General features: G+C 43.0%; 21 protein-coding genes. 5 read left to right on the top strand and 16 right to left on the bottom strand.

Features of this window, described 5'->3' with window-relative positions; genetic code table 11:
- Positions 1-8: 8 nt before the first annotated feature.
- Positions 9-839, bottom strand: a complete 831-nt coding sequence (locus tag HWQ43_RS20175; RefSeq protein ID WP_292737424.1) for a dienelactone hydrolase family protein — start codon at positions 837-839, stop codon at positions 9-11.
- Positions 840-1587: 748 nt separating this feature from the next.
- Positions 1588-2211 (bottom strand): class I SAM-dependent methyltransferase, encoded by a 624-nt coding sequence (locus HWQ43_RS20170; RefSeq protein ID WP_292737350.1) that lies wholly within the window; start codon positions 2209-2211, stop codon positions 1588-1590.
- 93 nt (positions 2212-2304) lie between these two features.
- On the opposite strand from HWQ43_RS20170, the gene hemH reads away from it, so the two are divergent.
- On the top strand, positions 2305-3471 hold the full coding sequence (gene hemH, locus HWQ43_RS20165) for a ferrochelatase (protein ID WP_292737348.1): 1167 nt from the start codon (positions 2305-2307) through the stop codon (positions 3469-3471).
- A gap of 101 nt (positions 3472-3572) precedes the next feature.
- Here the strand turns inward: hemH and HWQ43_RS20160 are convergent, their stop codons facing one another.
- From HWQ43_RS20160 to HWQ43_RS20145, 4 genes are all read right to left on the bottom strand, one after another.
- A complete protein-coding gene (locus HWQ43_RS20160) occupies positions 3573-4112 on the bottom strand; it encodes a DUF4126 domain-containing protein (RefSeq protein WP_292737346.1) in 540 nt (179 codons plus the stop codon).
- A gap of 487 nt (positions 4113-4599) precedes the next feature.
- Positions 4600-5895, bottom strand: coding sequence for an adenylosuccinate lyase (gene purB, locus HWQ43_RS20155; RefSeq protein WP_292737344.1), 1296 nt, complete (start codon positions 5893-5895; stop codon positions 4600-4602).
- Between the two features lie 40 nt (positions 5896-5935).
- Positions 5936-6487 (bottom strand): DUF421 domain-containing protein, encoded by a 552-nt coding sequence (locus HWQ43_RS20150; protein ID WP_292737422.1) that lies wholly within the window; start codon positions 6485-6487, stop codon positions 5936-5938.
- Between the two features lie 199 nt (positions 6488-6686).
- Positions 6687-7703 (bottom strand): YihY/virulence factor BrkB family protein, encoded by a 1017-nt coding sequence (locus HWQ43_RS20145; RefSeq protein WP_292737341.1) that lies wholly within the window; start codon positions 7701-7703, stop codon positions 6687-6689.
- Between the two features lie 141 nt (positions 7704-7844).
- Here HWQ43_RS20145 and HWQ43_RS33855 point away from each other — a divergent pair, with 141 nt between their 5' ends.
- Positions 7845-8162, top strand: coding sequence for a hypothetical protein (locus HWQ43_RS33855; protein ID WP_366932868.1), 318 nt, complete (start codon positions 7845-7847; stop codon positions 8160-8162).
- On the opposite strand, the gene HWQ43_RS20135 is transcribed toward HWQ43_RS33855, so the two are convergent.
- Positions 8132-9661: a YifB family Mg chelatase-like AAA ATPase gene (locus HWQ43_RS20135; RefSeq protein ID WP_292737339.1), complete on the bottom strand. Its 1530-nt coding sequence runs from the start codon at positions 9659-9661 to the stop codon at positions 8132-8134. The genes HWQ43_RS33855 and HWQ43_RS20135 overlap by 31 nt on opposite strands.
- Positions 9662-9985: 324 nt before the next feature.
- On the opposite strand from HWQ43_RS20135, the gene HWQ43_RS20130 reads away from it, so the two are divergent.
- Together HWQ43_RS20130 and HWQ43_RS20125 are read left to right on the top strand one after the other, a co-directional pair.
- On the top strand, positions 9986-10528 hold the full coding sequence (locus HWQ43_RS20130) for a TRAP transporter small permease subunit (protein ID WP_292737337.1): 543 nt from the start codon (positions 9986-9988) through the stop codon (positions 10526-10528).
- On the top strand, positions 10512-11849 hold the full coding sequence (locus HWQ43_RS20125; RefSeq protein WP_292737335.1) for a TRAP transporter large permease subunit: 1338 nt from the start codon (positions 10512-10514) through the stop codon (positions 11847-11849). Before HWQ43_RS20130 ends, HWQ43_RS20125 begins: the two co-directional genes overlap by 17 nt.
- 305 nt (positions 11850-12154) lie before the next feature.
- Here the strand turns inward: HWQ43_RS20125 and HWQ43_RS20120 are convergent, their stop codons facing one another.
- The 8 genes from HWQ43_RS20120 to HWQ43_RS20085 form a co-directional block, all read right to left on the bottom strand.
- Positions 12155-12643: a type II toxin-antitoxin system VapC family toxin gene (locus HWQ43_RS20120; protein ID WP_292737333.1), complete on the bottom strand. Its 489-nt coding sequence runs from the start codon at positions 12641-12643 to the stop codon at positions 12155-12157.
- Between the two features lie 286 nt (positions 12644-12929).
- On the bottom strand, positions 12930-14036 hold the full coding sequence (locus tag HWQ43_RS20115) for a TRAP transporter substrate-binding protein (RefSeq protein ID WP_292737331.1): 1107 nt from the start codon (positions 14034-14036) through the stop codon (positions 12930-12932).
- A 165-nt stretch (positions 14037-14201) separates the two neighbouring features.
- The gene (locus HWQ43_RS20110; protein WP_292737329.1) at positions 14202-15428 is read right to left on the bottom strand and encodes a pentapeptide repeat-containing protein; all 1227 of its coding nucleotides are present in this window, start codon (positions 15426-15428) and stop codon (positions 14202-14204) included.
- Positions 15429-15628: 200 nt separating this feature from the next.
- Positions 15629-16063 carry a hypothetical protein gene (locus HWQ43_RS20105; protein ID WP_292737327.1) on the bottom strand — a complete coding sequence of 145 codons (435 nt, stop codon included), beginning with the start codon at positions 16061-16063 and terminating at the stop codon, positions 15629-15631.
- A gap of 152 nt (positions 16064-16215) precedes the next feature.
- Positions 16216-18183: a response regulator gene (locus tag HWQ43_RS20100; protein ID WP_292737325.1), complete on the bottom strand. Its 1968-nt coding sequence runs from the start codon at positions 18181-18183 to the stop codon at positions 16216-16218.
- Positions 18183-18659, bottom strand: coding sequence for a response regulator (locus HWQ43_RS20095; protein ID WP_292737322.1), 477 nt, complete (start codon positions 18657-18659; stop codon positions 18183-18185). Before HWQ43_RS20095 ends, HWQ43_RS20100 begins: the two co-directional genes overlap by 1 nt.
- A complete protein-coding gene (locus tag HWQ43_RS20090; protein WP_292737320.1) occupies positions 18656-21790 on the bottom strand; it encodes a PAS domain S-box protein in 3135 nt (1044 codons plus the stop codon). The genes HWQ43_RS20095 and HWQ43_RS20090 overlap by 4 nt, the downstream gene beginning before the upstream one ends.
- A gap of 4 nt (positions 21791-21794) precedes the next feature.
- Positions 21795-22034 carry a helix-turn-helix transcriptional regulator gene (locus HWQ43_RS20085; RefSeq protein WP_292737318.1) on the bottom strand — a complete coding sequence of 80 codons (240 nt, stop codon included), beginning with the start codon at positions 22032-22034 and terminating at the stop codon, positions 21795-21797.
- A gap of 40 nt (positions 22035-22074) precedes the next feature.
- On the opposite strand from HWQ43_RS20085, the gene HWQ43_RS20080 reads away from it, so the two are divergent.
- Positions 22075-22422, top strand: a complete 348-nt coding sequence (locus tag HWQ43_RS20080) for a hypothetical protein (RefSeq protein WP_292737316.1) — start codon at positions 22075-22077, stop codon at positions 22420-22422.
- A 634-nt stretch (positions 22423-23056) separates the two neighbouring features.
- On the opposite strand, the gene HWQ43_RS20075 is transcribed toward HWQ43_RS20080, so the two are convergent.
- Positions 23057-23296: a hypothetical protein gene (locus HWQ43_RS20075; protein WP_292737314.1), complete on the bottom strand. Its 240-nt coding sequence runs from the start codon at positions 23294-23296 to the stop codon at positions 23057-23059.
- Positions 23297-23578: the final 282 nt, after the last annotated feature.

Raw genomic sequence — 23578 nt, 5'->3', positions numbered from 1 at the left:
CTAATTTTTTAAACACCATTTTGCTTAAACCATGCCAAGAGGCGTTTCCAACCATCCTGAGCTTCTTTCTCGCGGTAGGAGGGGCGATAATCGGCAAAAAATGCGTGGGGTGCATTGGGATAGACGATAATTTCAGATTTGCTACTGCTGGACTTTAAGCGATCGCGCATCTGCTTTACTGTATCAAGAGTAATACCAGTATCTTTCCCACCATAAAGTCCGAGAATAGGGACTGTCAGTTTTGATGCAATATCGACGGGATACTGGGGCTGAAGTTTGGTAGCATCGCCCACAAGTTTCCCATACCAAGCCACACCTGCCTTCACCTGGGGATTATGTGCAGCATATAACCAGGTAATACGACCGCCCCAACAGAAGCCTGTAATTCCCAACTTCTCGCCATTACCCTTAGCTGACTTCTTTGCCCACTCTACCGTCGCATCAAGATCGGATAAAACCTGGGCATCTGGTACTTTGGCGACAATTGGACGAATTTCGTCTATATTGCTTAACTTCGAGACATCGCCTTGACGCACAAATAATTCGGGTGCGATCGCTAAATATCCCAACCGAGCAAATCGACGAGTGATATCCTGGATATGCTCGTGTACACCAAAGATTTCCTGGATTACCAGAACAATTGGGAAGTTTTCACCAGTTGCTGGTGCTGCTCTATAGGCAGGAATTTCGCCATCTTTGACGGGAATTTTCACTGCACCAGCTACTAACCCCTTGGCATCAGTAGTGATGACTCCGGCAGAAATGGGTTGTACTGCGAGGGCAAAACCTGTCGCCACTGTAGCTGTTGCAATAAATTTGCGGCGCGTTATTTCTTTCATCATCTCTACGTTGAATTACTAAGTTCCCTTATATTTAGGTTACTGTATGGTCAAATAGCGCGGAGGGGTAGGTGTACAAATTTCACAACCTAAAAAAAGTGCTTCTATCTCAACACCAGCAAGCGTTTCACCCCACTAATTGTCCAAATTCGTCCGCGCAATCTCTGAAATGCTTACAATAATTGAGTTTCAGCCTTCAACCTTTCCCAACACTCTTCCCAAAGAAATTCTCTAATGCTATGATTGCTCTACAATCGCGCAACCGCACCTTGAAAACTAAATATAGCTTGGCTTTCAGGCTCCCGCTATTGCAATTAATCAAAATCCCTATTAGGGATTGAAACTTTGACATACTCTTGACAAAACCTAAGTTGTAAATATTGCAATTAATCAAAATCCCTATTAGGGATTGAAACTCAATAGCCTCTATTACCTGCCATAGCTCCCAATATTGCAATTAATCAAAATCCCTATTAGGGATTGAAATCTAGTAATGGGTGGAAAAGAATCATAATGATGACAAAATTGCAATTCATGATAATCCCTATTAAGAATTAAAGGATGTTTGAAAAGTCCTTTTCTTAGTGGCAAAACGTTTTAGATCCCCCTAAATCCCCCTTAAAAAGGGGGACTTTGATTCCAGTTCCCCCCTTTTTAAGGGGGGTTAGGGGGGATCAACAAGTACCTAAAATCACAGCTAAATACTTTTCAAACAACCTATTAGCTGCCATTAATAAAGTAGTATTGTTCACTTATTCGCCTGTATCACTTGCAAACTTCCACCTGCATATAAAGTAGACTTAATCACTTCAAAGCCAGTCTTAGCTAACAACTCAGCTAAATCAGTTTTCAGTAATTCCCAAGCTGTTTCTGTCTCAAACAACAACAAAAACACCGATATCCCAGGCCAAAATATCGGATTTGTCGGAGCGTGAAAATCCACTAGCGTAAACACTCCTCCTGGCTTCAGCACCCGATAAACTTCATTAATAATTTTTCGTAATTGCTGAGGCTGCATCTCGTGTAATGCAACGCTGGTATGCACCACATCAAACAAATTATCTGCAAATGGCATCTCTTCAGCAAAAGCTTCTATGTATGAAGCTTGCGGTACATTTAGCCGCGCCCGTTGCAAAGACTTTGGTGAAGCATCCAAACCTGTTACATTTTGTGAAGTTTTTACTAAAAACTCCGTTGTTTGACCACTACCACAACATAAATCTAAAACCTGAGAATCTGAGTGAATTGTTAAGCCTTGCAAAGCAAGTTGCCGAAAACGCGCTTCACCACCTACACTTAAGGCTGCTAAACGAGAGATACCATCATATAACCACTGATAACGGTAACTCCAATCTCTTAAAATTGTTGCCATTGCATATTTCCTTGCTATTAAGCTTTATATTTAATAAAGATATATTGTTAACATTAGTAAAAAACCTGAAAAGATTGGGGGAAAGTAACTGCTATGGGTCGTGTAGGCGTCTTATTACTCAATCTCGGTGGCCCTGATAAGCTAGAAGATGTTGGACCGTTTTTGTACAATCTATTTTCCGATCCGGAAATTATTCGCCTACCATTTCGCTGGTTGCAAAAGCCCCTAGCCTGGTTTATTGCCACGCGGCGAACCAGAACATCTCAAGAAAATTATAAGCAAATTGGTGGTGGTTCTCCATTGCGGCGGATCACAGAAGCCCAAGGGGAAGCTTTAAAAGAACAGTTAGGTTTTTTGGGGCAAGAAGTTAATATTTACGTGGGAATGCGTTATTGGCATCCCTATACAGAAGAAGCGATCGCACAAATTACCCAAGATAAGGTAGAACACCTGGTAATATTACCACTATATCCCCAGTTTTCTATCAGTACCAGTGGTTCCAGTTTCCGGCTTTTAGACAAGCTTTGGCAAGAAGATCCAAAACTTCAACCGATTGATTACACCGTCATTCCTTCTTGGTATAAACAACCAGGCTATCTTCAAGCAATGGCGCAACTCATAGCCCAGGAACTTGAGCAATTCCCTAACCCCGATGAGGTTCATATCTTCTTCAGCGCTCATGGCGTTCCGAAAAGCTACGTTGAAGAAGCAGGCGACCCTTACCAAGCGGAAATTGAAGAATGTACTGCGTTAATTATGCAGACTCTCAATCGGCCTAATGCCCACACTTTAGCTTACCAAAGTCGTGTCGGCCCAGTAGAATGGCTCCAACCATATACTGAAGATGCCCTCAAAGAACTAGGCGCACAAGGCGTGAAAGATTTGGTTGTCGTGCCAATCAGTTTTGTCTCAGAGCATATCGAGACACTACAAGAAATTGATATTGAGTATCGAGAAGTAGCTGAAGAATCAGGAATTCACAACTTCCGCCGCGTACCGGCTCCCAATACCCATCCAGTATTTATTAATGCACTAGCTGAATTAGTGATTGATGCACTGAGAAACCCCAGTTTCAAGCTTTCGCAAGCTGCCCAAATGAAAAAGATGGTCAAGATGTACCCTCAAGAGCGTTGGGAGTGGGGTCTGACAACTAGTGCTGAAGTATGGAATGGTCGGATTGCGATGCTGGGTTTTATTGCCTTAATCGTAGAGCTGATTACCGGTCACGGCTTTTTGCACATGATTGGGCTTTTGCAGTAAATGAAAAGAGTTAGGAGTTAGGAGTTAGGAGTTTTAAATTTTTCTCGCTAACTTTTCACTCTTAACTTCTATCTTCATTCCTAACTTCTCACTTTTAACTCCTAACTTTTCTGCCGATACCAGTCATACCACTGCTTCGCACTACGAACTGCGAACCAGAGCATTATTAAAGCAATTACTCCTCCTTGCCAAGGAGCATCAAAGGCAAATAGTACTAGAGCAATGCACAAGGTATCTTGAAGAAAAACTGCCCACAACGGTAAGCCACGTAACCGATAGAACCAACCAATTTGGACAAGCTGGAGTACCAAAGCTAATAAACCTCCAATTATGGCAATCAGCCAGTTTGGGGTTGCTGTTGCGGTAGCTACTCCTAACCCCATAATTGCGCCCACGAAGGGAGACATAAGTAACTGAATCAGTTGGAGCAATCTTTGCCCCCATAGCTTTTTTGAGACTAATAATTCAATTAATGACAAACTAGTGAGGCAGCCTAATAATATTGGTGGAGAAATGTGAGATAAAATAGGAACTTGTGACCACAAGTTGCTACCCTGCAATAATCCAATAATTAGCAAAGGTATGCCTATTCTCATTCCTGCTGCCGCAGAGGCAGAAAGTGTGGCTAGGATTTCAATCATCAAAGCACTGTTAACACTAATAAATAAGTAAGTATTTGTTCTATATACTACCCAGTGCTATCAATAATTCCAGCATTAAACAGATTGCAATCTTAAATGTTGTTGGTATCTTAATACAGCATAATTCAGAATTCAGGAGTCAGAATGGGCTACGCTCCGATGCGCTCACAGAAGTAAAACAGGCTTTATACCTGCCTTTGAGACTTACAGCTATTTTTAGGTAAATAGACCACGCAGTAGGCGCACAAGTCCTTGCGCCCCGATGACGGGTGTGCTTCAAATACTTGAAAAATGATTGCGACAGATGGAAAACTGAAACACTTATCCAATGGATGTTTCACAATCCAAAATCTAAAATCCAAAATGGTATAACTTCAGTACCTCACTAACTTCAAATTCGCTGTATATCTTTTTTGTGATATCTGCGTACTTGTTGGGTAACTGGTTTGTAGTAAGCGCTTAAACGCTTACTACAAGCAAATTAATCCTAAATACCTAATCGTTGGTAAACTTCTTCTAAATGCCGCAGATGTTGCTGGGGGTCGAAACAAACCTCTAGTTCTGCTAAAGACAATTTTTGGGTAACACGCGGGTCTTTGCTAATTAAGTCTTGGAAGTTTCCTTCTGGCTGATTCCAAGCGGCGTGAGCGCTTTCTTGAACGATCGCATAAGCCTCTTCTCGGCTGCTTCCCTTGTCTATTAAAGCCAGTAACACTTTTTGGCTGAACACAACGCCGCCGTAACAGTTGAGATTGCGTTTCATGTTCTCAGGATAGACCAACAGGTTTTTGACCAAATCGGTTATTTCTGACAACATAAAATGCGTCAAAGTACAAGCATCTGGCAAAATTACCCGTTCTACAGAACTGTGAGAAATGTCTCGCTCATGCCATAAAGCAACGTTTTCTAAAGCTGCACCAGCATGACTTCTGACGAGTCGTGCCATTCCCGTCAGTCGTTCCGAACGGATGGGGTTGCGCTTGTGTGGCATGGCTGAGGAGCCTTTTTGACCTTTGGCGAAAAATTCTTCAACTTCCAAAACGTCTGTTTTTTGCAGGTTGCGAATTTCTACAGCAAAGCGATCGATGGTTGCTGCTACCAAAGCTAATTGTTGCACGTAGTCGGCGTGGCGATCACGGGAAATAACTTGAGTTGAGGCCGTATCAGGTTCGAGTCCGAGTTTTTGGCAAGCGATCGCTTCTACACGCGGTTCAATATTCGCGTATGTTCCCACTGCACCAGAAATCTTACCCACAGCGATCGTTTTGCGGAGTATTCTTAGGCGTTCTTGGTGTCGCAACACTTCTGCTAACCAACCAGCTAGTTTAAAACCAAAAGTAATCGGTTCAGCGTGAATACCGTGCGATCGGCCAGCCATCACTGTATGACGATGTTCCCGTGCTTTTTGGCGAATTACCTGAATTAAATCTTCCAGACGTTGCAACAATATATCTAAACTGGCAACTAATTGCAGTGCCAAAGCTGTATCCAAAACATCCGAACTAGTTAAACCCAGGTGAATGTAGCGTCCGGCATCACCAACATATTCATTGACATTTGTCAAGAAAGCAATGACATCGTGGCGGACTACAGCCTCAATTTCCAGCACCCGTTTTGGATCAAAATCTGCCTTGGCTTTAATTTCGTCAACCGCCTCAGATGGAATGTAACCAAGTTCAGCTTGAGCCTCACAAACAGCAATTTCGACTTGCAACCAAGTTTTTAGTTTATAGGCTTCACTCCACAGATTAGCCATTTCGGGTAAAGTATAACGCTCAATCACAGTTCAGCACAGAATACAACCGTCATATTTTACAGTTTAATTAATGTAGATCGCTTTTTAACGCTACTTTTTGCTCAGGGACGATACTAGTTTTTGAATCCGACATGATAATACTAATCCTGCCGTCAGCCTCTATATACGCGAACTTCACATCAGCTAAAAATTCTACACCTTGCTGACGTAACTTGCTCATCAACTCATCATCTGTAATTAACTCTCGTTGCAGATGGCGCTCAATCATCCGACCGTTTTTTACCAGTAGCAACGGTGGCGGATTCAGGAAACGTTGGAACTGGGGAAGTTTGTAACCCAACCAGTTCAGCAAGTAACTCCAAAAAATCACTGTTCCTACCAGGATAGCGCCTTCAGTAATTGATGTGTAATTACTTGCCATAGCATTTTGAGCAGCTTCCGCAAATAGCACAACTACGAGTAAATCAGTAATTCCTAGTGTTCCTAGTTGTCGGCTAGGAAGTAGGCGTAGCACTGAGAACAGCGCTAAATAAACCAGCGACCCGCGGATAATCAACTCAAAGATGCTGATGCTAGGAATAAAAATTGCTTGCCAATTGATAAAAAACCATTTTTCCATTAGCACTGATATTCTTCCTTGTTCAATGGACTTCTGGCTTGTTCAATGGACTTCTAGAAAAAATCCAGTATAAAAAGAATTCAGAATTGCTGAATACTCTACTCATAAACTGTGGCAAGAAAAAATAATTAACTGGACTGGATATTAGATACTTCAATATCTATCAGATTTACAAATATAAATCTCCAGTAATCAATGATTAAAATCGCTGGTTTTTTCTTTTCTGCTTTAAGCGTTTGGGCTTTCTAAAATACTGAAAGAAGCGATTGATAAAGCGAGAAGATGGCTTTTTATTAGCCGATGCTTGTTCTCTTGGAGGTTTGCCATTATAGTTTGTGTCATCAGATATATGTACAGCATTTTTAGTTGGAACTATACCGCTTCCATGCCTTCGAGAATAAACTTGAGTAAATTCTGCACCGAAGAAAAGAATCTGTGCGGCATAATTAACCCAAGCTAAAATTACCACTAGTGAACCAGCAGCACCATAGGTCGATCCAAAACTGCCATTACCTAAATATTGTCCTAATAAAAATCTCCCAATAGAGAACAAAACTGAGGTGAGACCCGCTCCAACTAAAACATCACTCCATGCAATTTTGACATCTGGTAGAACTTTAAAAATTAGTCCGAACAGCACTGTCGTGATCGCAAAAGAGATGATTAAATTGGCAATCTGCCAGATGAAATCGAAACCTGGCAACAAGTTACTAAAGTACGTTACTAATGTTGCTAATATCGTACTAATTACTAGAGAAACTAAAAGTAAAAAGCCAATTCCGATCACCATTGCAAAAGACAAAACGCGGAGGCGAATCATATTATTTATGCCACGTCCAGGTTTGGGTTTAACTTCCCAAATCGTGTTCATGGCATCTTGCAACTCAGTAAATAAGCCTGTAGCACCTAATAGGAGAACTACAACACTAATGATCGAAGCGATCGCTCCTGTTTTTGGTTGGTTAGCATTTTTGATAGCTGTTTCGAGAAACTTTGCGCCATCTACCCCGACTAAACCTTGAATTTGTCCGACAATTTGACCCCTTGCCGCTTCCTCTCCAAATACTGCTCCTGCGATCGCAATTACAATAATTAGCAATGGTGCAATGGAAAAAATCGTGTAATAAGCTAACGCCGCCGCTAACCGTGAGGCTTTATCGTCACTCCACTCTTTGAACGTCTCTTGTAATAACTTCCAAATTTCTTGCAAATTCATCCAATCAGTCTCCTTGTAGGGGATGTTGCTTAGTCCCTGATATATTGGATACTGATTTCGTGAGTTGTGGCATCCTCCCAAGGGTATTTGTGAAGCGTTCTTGGGGAGGAATTTAGAATTTTATAGTCACATGACAATGCGATGTTTAAGACGGGATACGCCTACCTGCCAATTGGCGATAATAAAGATGCGCTGATGTTGATCGAAGCAATGACACAGACCATAGCGATTACCACTCTTGAGGATGCAGAAAATCGATTTGGTTTTGTCCGTGTTGAAGACGAGCAATTTTTCTCAGAGTGGTATGAGGGATTGTCTGAAATTACGGAAGCGGAAAAAGCCTCTGTGGATGTCGTGCGGCGCAGGTCAAATTCTCAAGCGTATTGGTCAGTTAATTTCTCCTACGTCTTAGCGTTCCCTTTTCCCTTTTATTGCATTCTATCTATCGTGCGATACTGAATCGCCTCCGCTACATGATTGGTTTTTAGCTCATCTTCTCCTGCTAAATCTGCAATAGTCCGTGCTACTTTGAGAATGCGATCGCTTGCTCTTGCCGATAAGCCTAATTTTCTAATTGCTGCTTCTAATAAATTGCGGCTAGGATCGTCTAACTTGCACCATTTTTGGAGATGACGACTTTGCAAATGGGCATTGCAACGCAGATTTACTTCTCCTTGGAAACGGGTAATTGCGCGATCGCTTGCTTGTTGGACTCGTTCGCGTACTGATATTGATGTTTCTCCCGTCGGTTGTTGGGTAATTTCTTCTGGTTTCAAACGATTCACTGCAACTTGTAAATCAATTCGATCCATTAACGGCCCAGAAAGTTTTGCCCAATATTGCTCGCGTTGGCGGGGAGAACAAGTACATTGTTGGATGGTATCGCCATAGTAACCACAAGGACAAGGATTCGTACTAGCCACCAAAGTAAACTGCGCGGGAAACATTACCGATAATTTGGTGCGGGAAATTGTCACATAGCCATCTTCTAGAGGTTGACGCAGAAATTCCAACACATCTCGTTTGAACTCAGTTAATTCATCAAGGAACAGCACACCTCTGTGAGATAATGAGATTTCTCCAGGACGAGGAAAGCTACCACCGCCCACAAGAGAAGGCCCGGATGCCGAGTGGTGGGGACTGCGAAAAGGGCGATCGCGTACCAATGAACCACGATTTTTCAATAAACCAGCTACCGAATGAATGCGAGTCACTTCCAAAGATTCGGCAAAGCTCAACGGTGGTAAAATTCCTGGTAAGCGCCTTGCTAGCATGGTCTTCCCACTACCAGGCGGCCCGACAAAAATAAGATTATGCCCACCAGCCGCAGCAATTTCTAAAGCACGACGCCCATGAGCTTGTCCTTTCACATCATGCAAATCTGTGCCAGGGTAGGATACTGTTGCTGTCTGTGTTGTACTATCTATCTGCACAGGTTTGTAACGCCCCGGATTATTTAAAAAATCCACCACCTCAGACAAATGCTTGCAGCCGTAAACAGCCAAATCTTCAACCACTGCCGCTTCTTGGGCATTATCAGCAGGAAGAACTAAACCTGCAATTCCCATCTTTTGGGCTGCTGCTGCGATCGGTAATACACCAGCCACGGGACGCAAACTGCCATCCAAAGAGACTTCGCCCAAAAATAGATAATCTCCCAACAAATCAGCGCTAACTTGCTCAGAAGCCGCCAAAATTCCCACACTAATAGGCAAATCGAAACAGGGGCCTTCTTTGCGTAAATCTGCCGGAGTTAAATTAATGACTATTTTACGCATCGGAAAAGCAAAGCCAGTATTTTTCAGAGTTGCTTTGACTCTTTCTCTTGATTCTTGAATCGCTGAATCTGGCAGTCCCAAGACAACAATTCCCGGTAATCCCCCTGACACATCGACTTCCACGCCTACTTTGACGGCATCGATGCCCACAATTGATGCACTCCAGACTCTAGCAAGCATTGCTTATATAACAGTAAACCTTTAAAATCTCTAGCAGATGAGTTGGTAGATTGGCATTAGTGAAACCACATAGACGATTTTTCTGAATTAAGGGTAGTGGTCTGTCCCATTAATTTTGAGGGATAAAAGAACGAACCGCAAAGGACGCAAAGAGCGCAAAGGAAGAAAAGTTAACAATGAGTTCACCCATAAATTTCAAATTGATGGGTAAGCAAGTTAGTAGTAAGGACTTTAGTCCTTATTTCCTAAGCACTAAAGTCCTTACTACAAACCCTCAAAACTGCAAATAAGTCTCTTACAGCAATTCAAGAGGTAAAATAACTATTGGAAAAATTATTAAGAATATCAAATATTATTGATAATTGCACTGAACGCATTGGTCGATTTACTAGTTGGCTGGTGCTAGTAATGATAGTACTTGGCGTGTGGAATGTTATCGGGCGATATCTCGGAAGAATTAGCGGTAATAACTTCACTTCTAACGCCTATATAGAATCTCAATGGTATATTTTTGATTTAGTTTTCTTGTTGGGAGCAGCTTACACCCTCAAGCACAACGAACACGTGCGGGTTGATATTTTTTACAGTAATTGGCCGCCTGGACGAAAAGCACTTGCAGACTTAGTAGGGACTATATTTTTCCTCATCCCCTTCTGTATCATTACGATCGCTTTTTCTTGGGATGCGGTTGTGGCTTCATGGCAAATCAAGGAAGCCTCATCTGATCCTGGAGGATTGGGTCGTTATCCCATTAAAGCAATGATTATTGTTGGCTTTGTGCTGCTAATTTTCCAGGGAATTTCTCAGGCGATCAAAAATTTGGCAATTCTTCAAAGCAAGGAGGAAAATCATGACACTGGCTTATGAATGGCTGGGGCCAGTGATGTTTGCTGGTGCTTTGGTGTTGCTGTCGCTGGGGTATCCGGTGGCTTTTTCTTTGGGTGGTGTGGCAATTTTATTTGGAATATTGGGAATTAGCTTAGGTGTATTTGACCCAGTGTTTCTGACTGCCATGCCACAGCGGATTTTTGGCATCATGGCAAACTATACGTTATTAGCTATCCCTTACTTCATCTTCATGGGGGCAATGCTGGAGAAATCAGGGATAGCGGAGAGACTCTTAGAAACTATGGGGATTTTGTTGGGACGCTTGCGCGGCGGACTGGCTTTAGCTGTGATTTTGGTGGGGGCGCTGTTAGCAGCGACTACTGGTGTAGTGGCGGCGACGGTGGTGGCGATGGGTTTGATTTCTCTGCCAATTATGCTCCGCTATGGTTACAGCAAAGAATTAGCTACTGGTGTGATAGCTGCATCAGGAACCTTGGGGCAAATTATCCCACCAAGTGTGGTGTTGGTAGTACTGGGCGACCAATTGGGTGTATCGGTGGGCGATTTGTTCATCGGTTCGGTGATTCCCGGTTTGATGATGGCTAGTGCATTTGCCCTACACGTACTGATTGTGGCATTTTTGAAGCCAGATTTAGCACCAGCTTTACCTGCTGAGGTCAGAGATATTGGTGGTAAAGCTTTGGGAAGGCGGGTAATTCAGGTGATGATACCGCCTTTGATACTGATTTTGTTGGTGCTGGGGAGTATATTTTTTGGCATTGCTACGCCGACAGAAGCGGGTGCAGTGGGTTGTGGTGGTGCGATCGCACTGGCGGCTGCAAATCGTAAACTTACCTTAGAATCTCTGCGTCAAGTTTGTGATGCTACTTTGCGAATTACCAGCATGGTAGTTTTTATCCTATTTGGTTCCACAGCTTTTAGTTTAGTCTTTCGGGGATTAAATGGCGATCGCTTCATGTTCGATGTTCTCGCCAATCTCCCAGGTGGTAAAACTGGCTTTTTGGTTGTCAGTATGGCGGTAGTATTTATCCTCGGCTTTTTTATCGACTTTTTCGAGATTGCCTTTATTGTCGTGCCATTGTTTGTACCAGTTGCCCAAAATTTAGGTATTGATTTGATTTGGTATGGTGTAGTTTTGGGAGCAAATTTGCAAACATCTTTCCTCACCCCTCCCTTTGGCTTTGCACTGTTTTACCTGCGTGGTGTCGCCCCACCAGAAGTTACGACAAAAGATATCTATCGCGGTGTAATACCGTTTATTTTGTTGCAACTATTGGTGGTGGTGTTAATTATTGTTTTCCCTGGAATTGTCAGTTTCTTACCTTCTTTGGGAAACTAGTGCCTTTAAGAAACATCGCGCAATATCAAGGAACCCAATAATAATGTTTAAAAAGTCAGATCCCCCAGCAGTATCATCACTCGCGCAAAGATACTCTACGCTAAAGGAGACACGCTCTCAGTTTGCGTCGGGTGCAGTGATTTGTTAGACCGACGTTTGATCGGAAGTTTTACAACTTTACGCCCATGAGCAATCTGTTTCTTTCGTAGATCGTTAAAGATTGCGTTTAGGTCATAGTTAAATGAGCTAGCGTATTCCTCTCTGTACTTGTGAATTTCCTCTAAAATTTCGTTTTTATACATAGATTATTCTCCTGTAAAATCGTATCCCATTAACTCATAGGGTGTACAGATGACTGGTAATTCATATCCAAGTTCAGAGCTAATTTGTGATAGCTTTCTCTGGATTTGGGCGTTTGCCATATGCTTACAGTTCCATGTTAACAGGTAGTCTAAACCGTAAACTGTTGCTAATGACATATGCAAAGCATCATTAGAGGCTTTTGGTGGTAGGTTGCTTTGTTGCAAAAACTCTTGTGCAAGCTCTATCGCTTCTTTTGTGAGATCAAGAAACGTTAAGGACTCTAACAAATTCAGTCTTTGAGCCGCGATCGCTGCATCTCCCCTAGCCGCTTCATCCTCTACAATCTCAGAAGCATAAAGGATAAAAGAACCGCGACGAATATTCCACCAATCTTGCGTGATTTTCATGTTTGCTGCCAAAATCAAGTTTTCTGTCGATCTGGCAGTCAAGTATCCCAAAATACTGGTTTCAATATAGACGGTTTCGCTCACAGAAATCTCTAGAATTTATTTATCCCTCATCTACAGCGTTTAATTCTCCTTCTGAGGGTCTTGGATTTTCTTATGTCAACCCAATCTATAAGATCAGCGATCGCTCAGTGGCAAAACTACCATAACCTTATGATATGGAGGGGATTAGCGGTCTGACGACCAAATTCACCGAGAAAATTGTTAGCAAAGAATTTCTCTTTACTGTGTGGACTCTGCGCCTCTGCGCTTAAATAAATTACTTTTGAACCACAGAGGCACAGAGAGCGCAGAGAGAAAAGCAAAGATTTTATCTTATGTTATTAGAAGTGACAAAATTGGCATAACTTAATTCGTTAACGCGATTCCAATTAAAAATCTGCTGGCGAAAGGCTTTCCACTGTTCGTAAACTTGTTTAAAAGCCGCATCTTTGCTGGCATTTTCTTCAAATAACTCAAAGGAGATTTTCTGAGCTGCTTGTAGAATCTCCTGGCTGTAAGGAACTAGCTTTGTACCACCAGCTAATAACCGCGTCAGCGCTTGTCCATTTAAGGAATCGTATTGACTCAGCATATTCAAATTGGCTTCAAAACTCGCTGTCTTCAAAACCTGTTGATATTCTTTGGGTAGGCGATTCCAGGCGGTGAGATTAACTAACACATCCAAGGTTGGCCCTGGTTCCCACCAACCAGGATAATAGTAGAATTTTGCGGCTTTATTTAAACCGAGTTTTTCGTCATCGTAAGGGCCTACCCACTCAGCAGCATCAATGGCTCCCCTATCTAATGCTAAATAAACTTCGCCTCCAGGTAATACTTGCACGTTTACCCCTAAACGGGACATGACTTCGCCACCCAATCCGGGAATTCGCATTTTCAAACCTTTGAGGTCAGAAATAGACTTGATTTCTTTTTTGAACCATCCCCCCATCTGTGCCCCAGTACTGCCAGCAGGGAAACTAATCACGTTAAAGTTGGTATAAATTTTGTGTATGGCTTCTAATCCACCACCGTTATAAAGCCAAGAATTCTGCTGTTGAGCATTTAAACCGAAAGGTACGGAGGTGGCAAAGGCTAATGCTGAACTTTTGCCGATGTAATAGTAACTAGATGTGTGTCCGCATTCAACAGTCCCGGCTTGCACTGCATCGAGTACTTGCAATCCCGGTACTAACTCTCCAGCGGCAAAGGGCGTAATCTGGAAACGTCCATTGGTCATTTCTTCAACTCGCCGGGAAACTGTTTGAGCGCCGATAAAAGTACCTAAAGATTTGGGCCAGCTAGTTGCCATCCGCCAACGAATATTCGGCAATCCTGCTTGTACACTAGGGGATTTACCAGCTTGGCTACAGGAAACTAGAGTAGCAGCAGTTGCAGTGGCGATCGCAGCTGTGTTAAAAACCTCTCGGCGTTTCATAATTGTTCGTGATTTAAATTGCGGAAAATTTAGACTGATAGAGAATATTTATCAGGTTTTTGGCAATTTTTTAGCTTTAAGTACTAAATTAAACACGATAGGGACGCATAGCTATGCGTCCCTATCGTGTAATCCAGTTTTAGATGCTGAAACTTTCGCTTGTTATTACCACCAATGTTGAGGTATTTTCAGGTTTTCCGGTAGGATTGTTGTGCGATCGCCAATAGCCTGTTCAATCTGGTATGATTCTACATTTTCTGAGCCATTCAAGTTAGCTCCACAGAGGTTAGCTTCTTGGAAATTAGCTTCTTGGAGGTTAGCTGTACTCAGTAATGCACTTTCTAGATTAGCACCAGCAAGTTTTGCCCTTTGCAAGTTACTACCAATCAGGTTTGTATCTTGGAGATTGCTACCCTCGAAGTTGACTTCTTCTAAATTGGCATCACAAAGGATTGCTCCTTCCAAGTTGGCATCACAAAGGATTGCTCCTTCCAAGTTGGCATCACAAAGAACTGTCCCTTCCAAGTTGGCATCGTAAAGGATGGCTTGGGAAAGGTTCGCTTTTCTAAGAACTGCGCCTTGGAGATTGGCTTCTGGGAGGATTGCTTTTTGCAGGTTGGCTTCATAGAAGATTGAGCCACAAAGGCAGGTAACAGATAAGTCTGCTTCAGAGAGGTTGACTCTGGTAAAATTGACCCATTGCAAGTTTGCCCCGACAAAAATTGCTCTAGAAAAGTTAGCTTCGGTTAAGTCTGCATTACTGAGGTCTGTATTGCGTAAATCGAGTTTTTGATTGACTTGATCTTTATATGAGTCACGTCTGCCAATAACAGTTAAGGCTGTTTGAATATCTGTAGGAAGTTTTGATAATTGTAGTGACTCATCCTCATATTCCCTATTCACCGGGGCATTCTCGCGGATAAAAGCAGCGAGGATTTCCATGATCGTCCAATGATCTTTCGGAGAATCTTTGGCAATTCGTTCTAAAGCATAAATGGCGGCAAATCGCGTTTCAATCTTTTCATTTCCTAATTGTTCAATCGCTTTAGAAAAGCGTTCGGAAACAATTTTTTGGGGAGTTAATTGTGTCTGATTGATACAATTTCCGGTATTGTTATCCCAAGCTAGTGTTCCAGCTAAGAGTTGCATTAACAAGCTGTGGTTCTCATCCAGAGAGAGTCTGGAGGTATAGTAACCATTAATAATTAATGCCAATCCTCCAATAATTATGGCAATCGTTGTTAAGGCTTGCGTGATGTATTCAATTTTTTCTTGATTTGAAAATCCTTGAATATTTTCAAAAAATAAAATAATTAAAGTGAATGATAAAATAAATATAACTGAGACAAATGCCAACAAAGTGGTGAGTCCATTGGTCTTTATGAAAGACATGTCATAAGTCTTCATATCCGACTCCTTACGGAAGTAAATCTAGGTTGATTCTAAGAGTATCCGTAAGGTTATGATAGAGTACAAACACGGATAAAATTTGCGAACCATTAAATCTACTATATAAAAATTATCTATATAACAGTCCTGAATCATTCGCAATCGACAAGATTATCGACTTTTTAGAAAAGTCAACTTAAGCCTTAGCAAATGGAATGAGACTGTTGGCGAATTCTTGATGGGTTTGACCCCTCACCCCTAAAACCTTGGTTTGGCGTTCCTTTCCCGCCCTGAAATAAATTTCGGGCTAATAGCTCAAGTCCGTTGAAACGGACTCCAATCAGGGAAATCAAGAGCAATAGATAATGATGGGTTAGGCCCCCTATGAATTCGCCAGCAGAGTCATGGAATTCGCAGCTACACAGGCACAGTCCGCCTCCTCGGACTAAGGTCAAATCAAAGCTTTGAAACCCACGGAGGTGGGTTTTGTTTGTGTAGACGCGGTTTCTAACCGCCCATTTCGCGTTAAGTTGACACCAATGAAGCCCTTGCGCCCCTAAGCGTGGTCTATTTATCTGAAAATAACTGTAAGGCAAGATACGGCGATTTATCGCGTCTTTGCGATCTCGAATTTTCATCAAAAAACCTTAACCGAACCGTATTGACACAACATTTTCTGCATTACCCGGAGTATTCCAAGCAATTAAAAAGGCCATATTACTTGTGAAGAATAGTTCAAAATCTATAACGTTAATCAGCTTTATCTAATTACTCAGGTTGATAATAAACCCTAAGTAGATTGGACTAAGTTAGAAATCGCTATGAGCAATTCCTCTGGTGCTACAGGTTTAACGATGTGCTGTTGAAACCCTGCCCTTAGTGCGTATTGCTGATTGATTTCGCCTGCATAAGCAGTCAGAGCGATCGCAGGCATCTTTTTTCCCCCGATTTTTGCTTCCAGAGTCCGCACCTGTTGCATCAGCATATAGCCGTTCATCTCTGGCATCCCAATATCGCTAAGTAAGATATCTGGCTTTGACTCGGTTAGTGCTTGTAATGCTTCATATCCTGATGCTACTGCGGTGACGATCGCACCAAACTGTTCCAGCACAAAGCTGAAAAAGTCGCGGGTATCATCATTGTCATCCACAACCAGCACTTGTAAACCCATGAGGGGAGAGGAGGGAAAAACGGCAGTTGAGGAATCAGTATTTGTGTCATCTTTGATTGTTGCATTGTCTTTGATGAGGGGCAACCTCACTGTGAAGATCGCTCCTTGCTCCTCGCCTGGACTTTCCGCCCAAACTGTTCCCCCGTGCATTTCGATCAAGTGACGAGCGATCGCTAAACCTAACCCTAATCCACCAAACCTTCTAGTTGTTGTACTGTCACCCTGACGGAAATAATCAAATACATGAGGTAGAAAATTCGGGTCAATGCCTTTACCTGTATCGCTGATGGTAATCTGCGCCTGAGCATTGATGCACTCCAATTGCACACTTACTTTTCCCTCAGTCTCAGTAAACTTGATGGCATTCGATAGAAGATTCCAGAAAACTTGCTGTAAGCGGGCTGGATCGCCCAGAACTTTCCCCACGCTGGGATCGAGCATCATCTCAATCTGAATAGTTTTAGCCTCTGCTGCCAAATGCACTGTTTCCATTGCGGCTTCAATGGTGGATACCAGATCGACTGGGATCGTGTTAAGGCTGAGTTTGCCTTGGAGGATGCGAGAAACATCTAGTAAGTCTTCAATGAGTTGAGCTTGTAATTTGGCATTGCGCTCAATAGTTTTCAGGGCTTTGTTGAGCGATTCCTGATCAAATTTCCGGCTCTGCAACAGTTTTGCCCAACCGAGAATCGGATTCAAGGGCGATCGCAATTCGTGGGAAAGTACCGCCAAAAACTCATCTTTGATGCGATTAGCAGCTTCAGCTTCCACCCTGGCTGTTTGCTCAAGTTGCAAAAGGCGATCGCGTTCTGATTCGGTGCGTTTGCGATCGGTGATATCAGTTAACATGGCGATCGCACCTAAGCACTCACCCTGTTCATTCAAAATCGCTTTTGCAGAAATCAGTGTCCAGATGTACAAACCATCCTGGCAGCGCAATCGCCCTTCTTTAAGATCGCTCCCTTCTCCTTTGAACCACTCCAGTTTCTCTCGATCTGCAATATCATCACCCAGATCCATAAAATCAAATATAGAACGACCGATTATTTCTTCTACCGGATAACCCAACATCTGAGATATTCGCTGATTCACAAACTCTGTTCGGGTTTGGGAGTCAATCATCCAGATTCCCTCATAAGAGGTATCAACAATTCGGCGATACTTGGCTTCACTCTTTTGTAAAGACTCCTCTGCTTGCTTGCGCTTACGCCGCTCCTTAGCTTCCCGCAATGCGCGTTGCACTGAGGGAACTAACCGCCCTAGTCGTTGCTTTAATACATAATCGGTTGCACCGTTCTTCAAAGCTTCAATCGCTAATTCTTCACCCAGTACGGCAGAGACAAAGATAAAAGGAACCTCTGGAGTGCGATTTCGGGCAATTTCTAAGGCAGAAATTCCATCAAAAGACGGTAGGGCATAATCGGCAAGAATTAAATCGAAAGCCTCTGTTTCCAAAGCAGCTAGGAAATCAGCACCGGTTTCGACTCGGATCAGTTCGCAATTAATTCCTCCTTCAGTTAGTATTGCTTGGGCTAGCTCTACATCTAACAGGCTATCTTCCAAAAGAAGGAAACGCAGGACATTCATCAGTTGCTCTCCTTTTGAGGATGAGGTGCGGGAGGTAAAGCACCAACGGGAGGCTGATTGATCACTGCCCAAAATAGGCCGACACCTTTAATAGAATCGACAAAATCATGGTAATCTACTGGCTTCACAACATAAGCATTCACCCCTAACTCATAGCAGCGAACTAAATCCGGTTCCTCGCGTGAAGAAGTCAGTACCACTACTGGAATTACTCGCATTACGGGGTCAGATTTGAGTTGTACCAACACTTCTAGCCCATCGATTTTAGGCAGTTTCAAATCGAGTAGAACTACAACAGGATACCCTTCCATTCGTAACCGGAACAACCCCCGACGATAAAGATAATCTAGTGCTTCTTCGCCATCACGTACCACCACTACTTCATTGGCGAGATGGTTTTCTGACAAGGCAGCTAGGATTAACTCTGCATCGTTGGCACTGTCTTCAATTAGCAGAATTCGCTTCAGTTCTTTCATTCACTCTCCTTCTTGGACAATTTAGGCAGCGAGAAATAAAAAGTGGCGCCACTGTCAACTACAGCCTCTGCCCAAACTCGACCATTATGCCGATGAATAATGCGTTGCACGTTTGCCAATCCAACACCAGTGCCTTCAAATTGTGGGTCGCTATGCAGGCGTTGAAATACTCCGAATAGCTTGTGGACATATTGCATATTAAAGCCTACGCCGTTATCTTGTACAAAAAAGACAACTTCGTTTTCATTGTCAATACTGCCAACAGTAATTTCTGCTGGGTTTCGAGTCTGGGTATATTTTACGGCATTGCCTATCAGGTTGCGAAGCACCAGCCGTAGCATAGAGGGATCGCCCTGCACTTCTGGCAGTGACTCAATGTGCCAATGGATTCTGCGTCCTGGGGTTTCTGCGAGCGAGTCGCGTTTTACTTCTTGTACCAATTCCTCCATATTGAGATTGATGTAGCGCATTTCGGTGCGCCCCATGCGAGAAAATGTCAGCAACTCATCAATTAATATCCCTGCTTGTTTGGCAGTTTCGGCAATTATTTTTAAATAGCGCTGACTTTTTTGATCTAAGCTTGTTGAGCTATGGCGTTTCTGAAGCAATTCTACAAATCCGGCGATGTGGCGCAGCGGTGCCCGCAAGTCGTGAGAGACTGAGTAAGAGAAGGATTCGAGTTCTTTATTGGCGGCTTCGAGTTGGGCAGTGCGCTCTTGAATTCGTTGCTCTAGCATTTCATTGAGTTGTTGCAAGGCGGCTTCGGCAACCTTGCGATCGTGAATGTCGCTGGCGATGCCCACCCACTTGATAATCTGTCCAGCTGCATCTCGAAATGGTAAACCCCGGACAATATGCCAACGATAGCTACCATCAGAAACTTGACGAAAGCGAATTTCTACTTCGTAGTTGGTCGCGTTAGCAATAGCCTGCATCGAAGTTTTTAAGACGCGATCGCGATCATCGGGGTGAATGGCATAAATCCAGCCATAGCCAGTGGTCTGCTCCATTGTCAGTCCGGTGTAGTCTAACCAGTGTTGATTGCAATAGGTAATACCACCATCGCTATTGCCCATCCAAATGGCCTGTGGCGAGACTTCCGTTAAAATTCGGTATCGCTCCTCGCTGTCACGTAGCGCTTCTTCTACCAACTTGCGATCGTGGATATCAACACAAGAGCCGATATAGCCGAGAAACTCCCCCGTTGGTGCAAAACGAGGCACACCAGTATCAAAAACCCAACGGTATTCGCCATCACAGTGTCTGAGGCGATATTCCATTTTAAATTTTTGTCGGGCATCAAAGGCATTGGTGTATGTGTCTAAGCAACGCTGAAAATCATCAGGATGAACACCTTCAGTCCACCCATAGCCCATCTCTTCGTCCAGAGTCCGCCCAGTAAAATCTAGCCAGGGTTTATTAAAGTAGTTACAAAGTTTGTCAGTGCCGGACATCCAAATCAGTACGGGAGCAATGTCTGCCATGTGGCGAAAGCGTAATTCACTTTCGCGCAACGCCGCTTCTGCCTGATCGCGATCGCGTAGCGCAGCTTGCTGTTCGCTAATATCGGTGACTAACGCTACATACCCTTCAACGATTCCCTGTTTATTAAACTGGGGAGCGTAAATAGCATTAATGTAACGTGTCCCACCATCTTTATAAGGAACTTCACTTTCAAAAGTAACCTGCACTCCTGCTAGTACTTGTTCCACATAAGGACGAAGCACTTCATAAGCGGGTTCACCCAAAACTTCCCAAAGATGCTTCCCATAAACTTCTACCGTCGAATGCCCAAACCAATCTTGATAGGCTCGATTGTTGAAGCGGTAGCGTTGTTCTGAATCTACAAAGGTAATCAGAACTGGCAGCGTATCTGTAATTAAACGAAGTTCTGTTTCTCGTTGCCGCAGTGCTTCTTCCATGAGCTTACGGTTGGTGATATCGCACCAGCAATCTATTGCACCGATAATTTGATCTTGGGAATCTCGAATTGGCACTACATTAGCGATCGCTGTAATTGTAGTACCATCTGGGCGTTCAATGATGCATTCTTCATCGCGGATCGTTTCACCATAGCGCGTAGCTCGGTATAAAGGTAGTTGCTCTAAAGTGAGGGGCGTGACACCATCAGCCAAGAACAGGCTGTAGAGCTGAACATAAGATTCAGAAGACATACCCACGAGAGATTCATTCGGTCTGCCCAAAAGTTTTTGCGCGAGTTTGCTGTTAGCGATAATTGGGAAATCAGGGGGGCCACCAGCGATCGTAATTCCCTCGGGGACGTGTTCTAGGAGCATTTGCAAAATGCTCTGGGCTTCTTCTGCTTGGCGGGAGCGATACTGGGCTTCTGCTTGGGCTTGCTTGCGTTCGCTTAAGTCAAGAACAAAACCAATGATTGTCCGATCTCCCTGTTTAGCAAAGCCGAGTAAAACGGGAACTAGAGAGCCGTCTTTGCGGATGTATTCCTGCTCAAAGGGCTTACAACTCCCAGTAATTGTCAGTTCTTGAATTGATAGCTCACTCACCTCAATATATTCGAGTGGAACGATCTCGCCCCAGCGAATTCGACCAGAGCGCAAATCCTCGCGTGTATAATTGAGCATTTTGAGAAAGGCATCATTGGCTTCAATGATTAAGCCATTGAGATCGGACACAATCACCCCGATAATACTAGACTCTGTTAAGCGACCAAACCGTGCTTCGCTTTCGTGTAGTGACTTCAGGTTCGCCTCAGCTTGCTGTTGGGCTGTGCGGCGTGATTCGTTAAGCCAGCTGATTAACCCTGCTGTCAGCATGAATGCTAACAAGGGAACTACAATATTCGGATTTGTAATGTTCTGCGGATGGAGTGGCTTAAAAAAGAAGTAATTGACTGTAAAAGTAGACAAAAGGGTTGCAACTAATCCTGGCCCTAAACCACCGTACCAGGCACTCACCATCACCGCAGCAAAAAACAGCGCCGCAGGCGTTGGAATAAGATATGGATTGAGTAGCAGAGTTGCCCACAGTGCTAAGGCAACGGATAGCAAAGCAACACTATAGTGCAGCAGTTTCTCTCGGATGAATGTGCTTTTGTCTCTACCACTAGCAAAGATGTTTTGAGGTTCAGATGCCTTCGCCTTACGACTCATAACCCTACTTTGCTTCTGGAAAATACTGATTTAGCAGTCTTTTGCCGGGTTCACCCATTTTCGGTAACGTTTCTTCTACTAGTTTTAGCGCTATGTGTGAAGGGACTGTATGACTTTTCTCCCAACGGTTGACTGTTTTGCAGGAAACTCCTACTTTAGCAGCAAACTGTTTTTGAGAAAGATTGATCTGCTGACGAAGTTCCCGAATTAAATCTAAAATTTCCAGCCGTTTTGTTACAGACATCTCTGTATTTTATCCCGATAGGATAATTAGCGTAGGATAGATGTCTTATTCATTGTCTCTTACTTGGGAAATATTTTCTCTGTTTTCGTCTCGAAGTGAACCGTTTGAGTTCAAAGCTTCGACGATGAAGCTAAAAGGTTCGACGATGATGCTCAGAGGTTCGACGGTGAAGCTAAAAGGCTCAACGATAATGCTCAGAGGTTCGACGGTGAAGCTAAAAGGCTCAACGATAATGCTCAGAGGTTCAACGGTGAAGCTAAAAGGCTCAACGATAATGCTCAGAGGTTCAACGATGAAGCTAAAAGGTTCAACGATGATGCTCAGAGGTTCAACGGTGAAGCTAAAAGATTCAACGATGATGCTCAGAGGTTCAAGTTTCAGTATCTAAGGGTGAAACTTGAGCTTTCTAATGTTCGGGTAGTTGAAGATTTTCCGGTAGGATGGTTGTGCGATCGCCATAAGAGGATGTTTTAAAAGTCCTCTTCTCGGTAACAAAAAGTTTTAGATCCCCCTAAATCCCCCTTAAAAAGGGGGACTTTAATTCCAGTTCCCCCCTTTTTAAGGGGGGTTAGGGGGGATCACCAAGTTCCTAAAATAACAGCCAACCACTTTTAAAACAACCTCTAAGAATGAGTTTAATTTGATCTACTAGTTTTTAATTGCGATTGTGAATTCTATCGTGGGTAGGCATTGTTCAAGATGCTAAAACTTCACTGAGGATAACAACAGGTAAACCAGGAACATTACGAAAGCCTTTATCGTTAGTAATAAATTGGTTAGAATTAACAGATAAAGCTGTTGTAGCATGAATAGCATATTACGCAATGGAACAACTAAAACCTCCATTAATATTAGTTCACTGCTGATGATTTGAATGTCTCCTGTATAAAACTTAGACCAGAGTTGTTGCAGAAGAGAGTAATAATCAGGGTTGCCTTCAATAGTATAAATAGCCACCGAAGTATCTATAGTATAAATAGCCACCGAAGTATCTATATAAATAGAGCCGCTTGTTGGAAGTATTAGCTGTCCCATGATAAGCGTTCTTCTTGTAGTTGTCTGTCTATATCCTCAGCAGATCGAGAAGGGTGTCTCCTACGGCTTTCTTCTATAATGTCCAGTACAGAACGATGTTTGGGTTCAGTTTTTTCTGGTAAAATCACAAATACATCAACGCTATCGCCTATTTCAGCTTCTGGAATTTCAATTTCTATTTTGTTTCCGGGTAAAACCTTGGTTGTGATACGTAAAGCTGATTGCATGGTTTTTCCCTCAAAATTTATTAATACTGTAGGCAAGATTGTTCTCTTCTATATTCTCCTACAACCTTTAGAGGGCGGTAGTACTCTCATCTATTTCTTGTTTTTCGTTAAATGATTGAAGAAGAATTCAGAAGTCAGAATGGGCTACGCCCCGCTGCGCTAACAGGAGTCAGAATCAATATGCTTCTACGATACGCTATGCGTAGCTTGCTAATAAATAAAATTAGAACTATATAGCATTTCTCAGTCTGGTAAAGTACAGTAACAAGAATGGGTAAACCA

The sequence above is a fragment of the Nostoc sp. JL31 genome (assembly GCF_017114965.1).
Classification (GTDB): Bacteria; Cyanobacteriota; Cyanobacteriia; order Cyanobacteriales; family Nostocaceae; genus Nostoc; species Nostoc punctiforme_A.
Note: the sequence above shows the minus strand (reverse complement) of the source record. Positions and strands in the feature narration are given on the sequence as shown.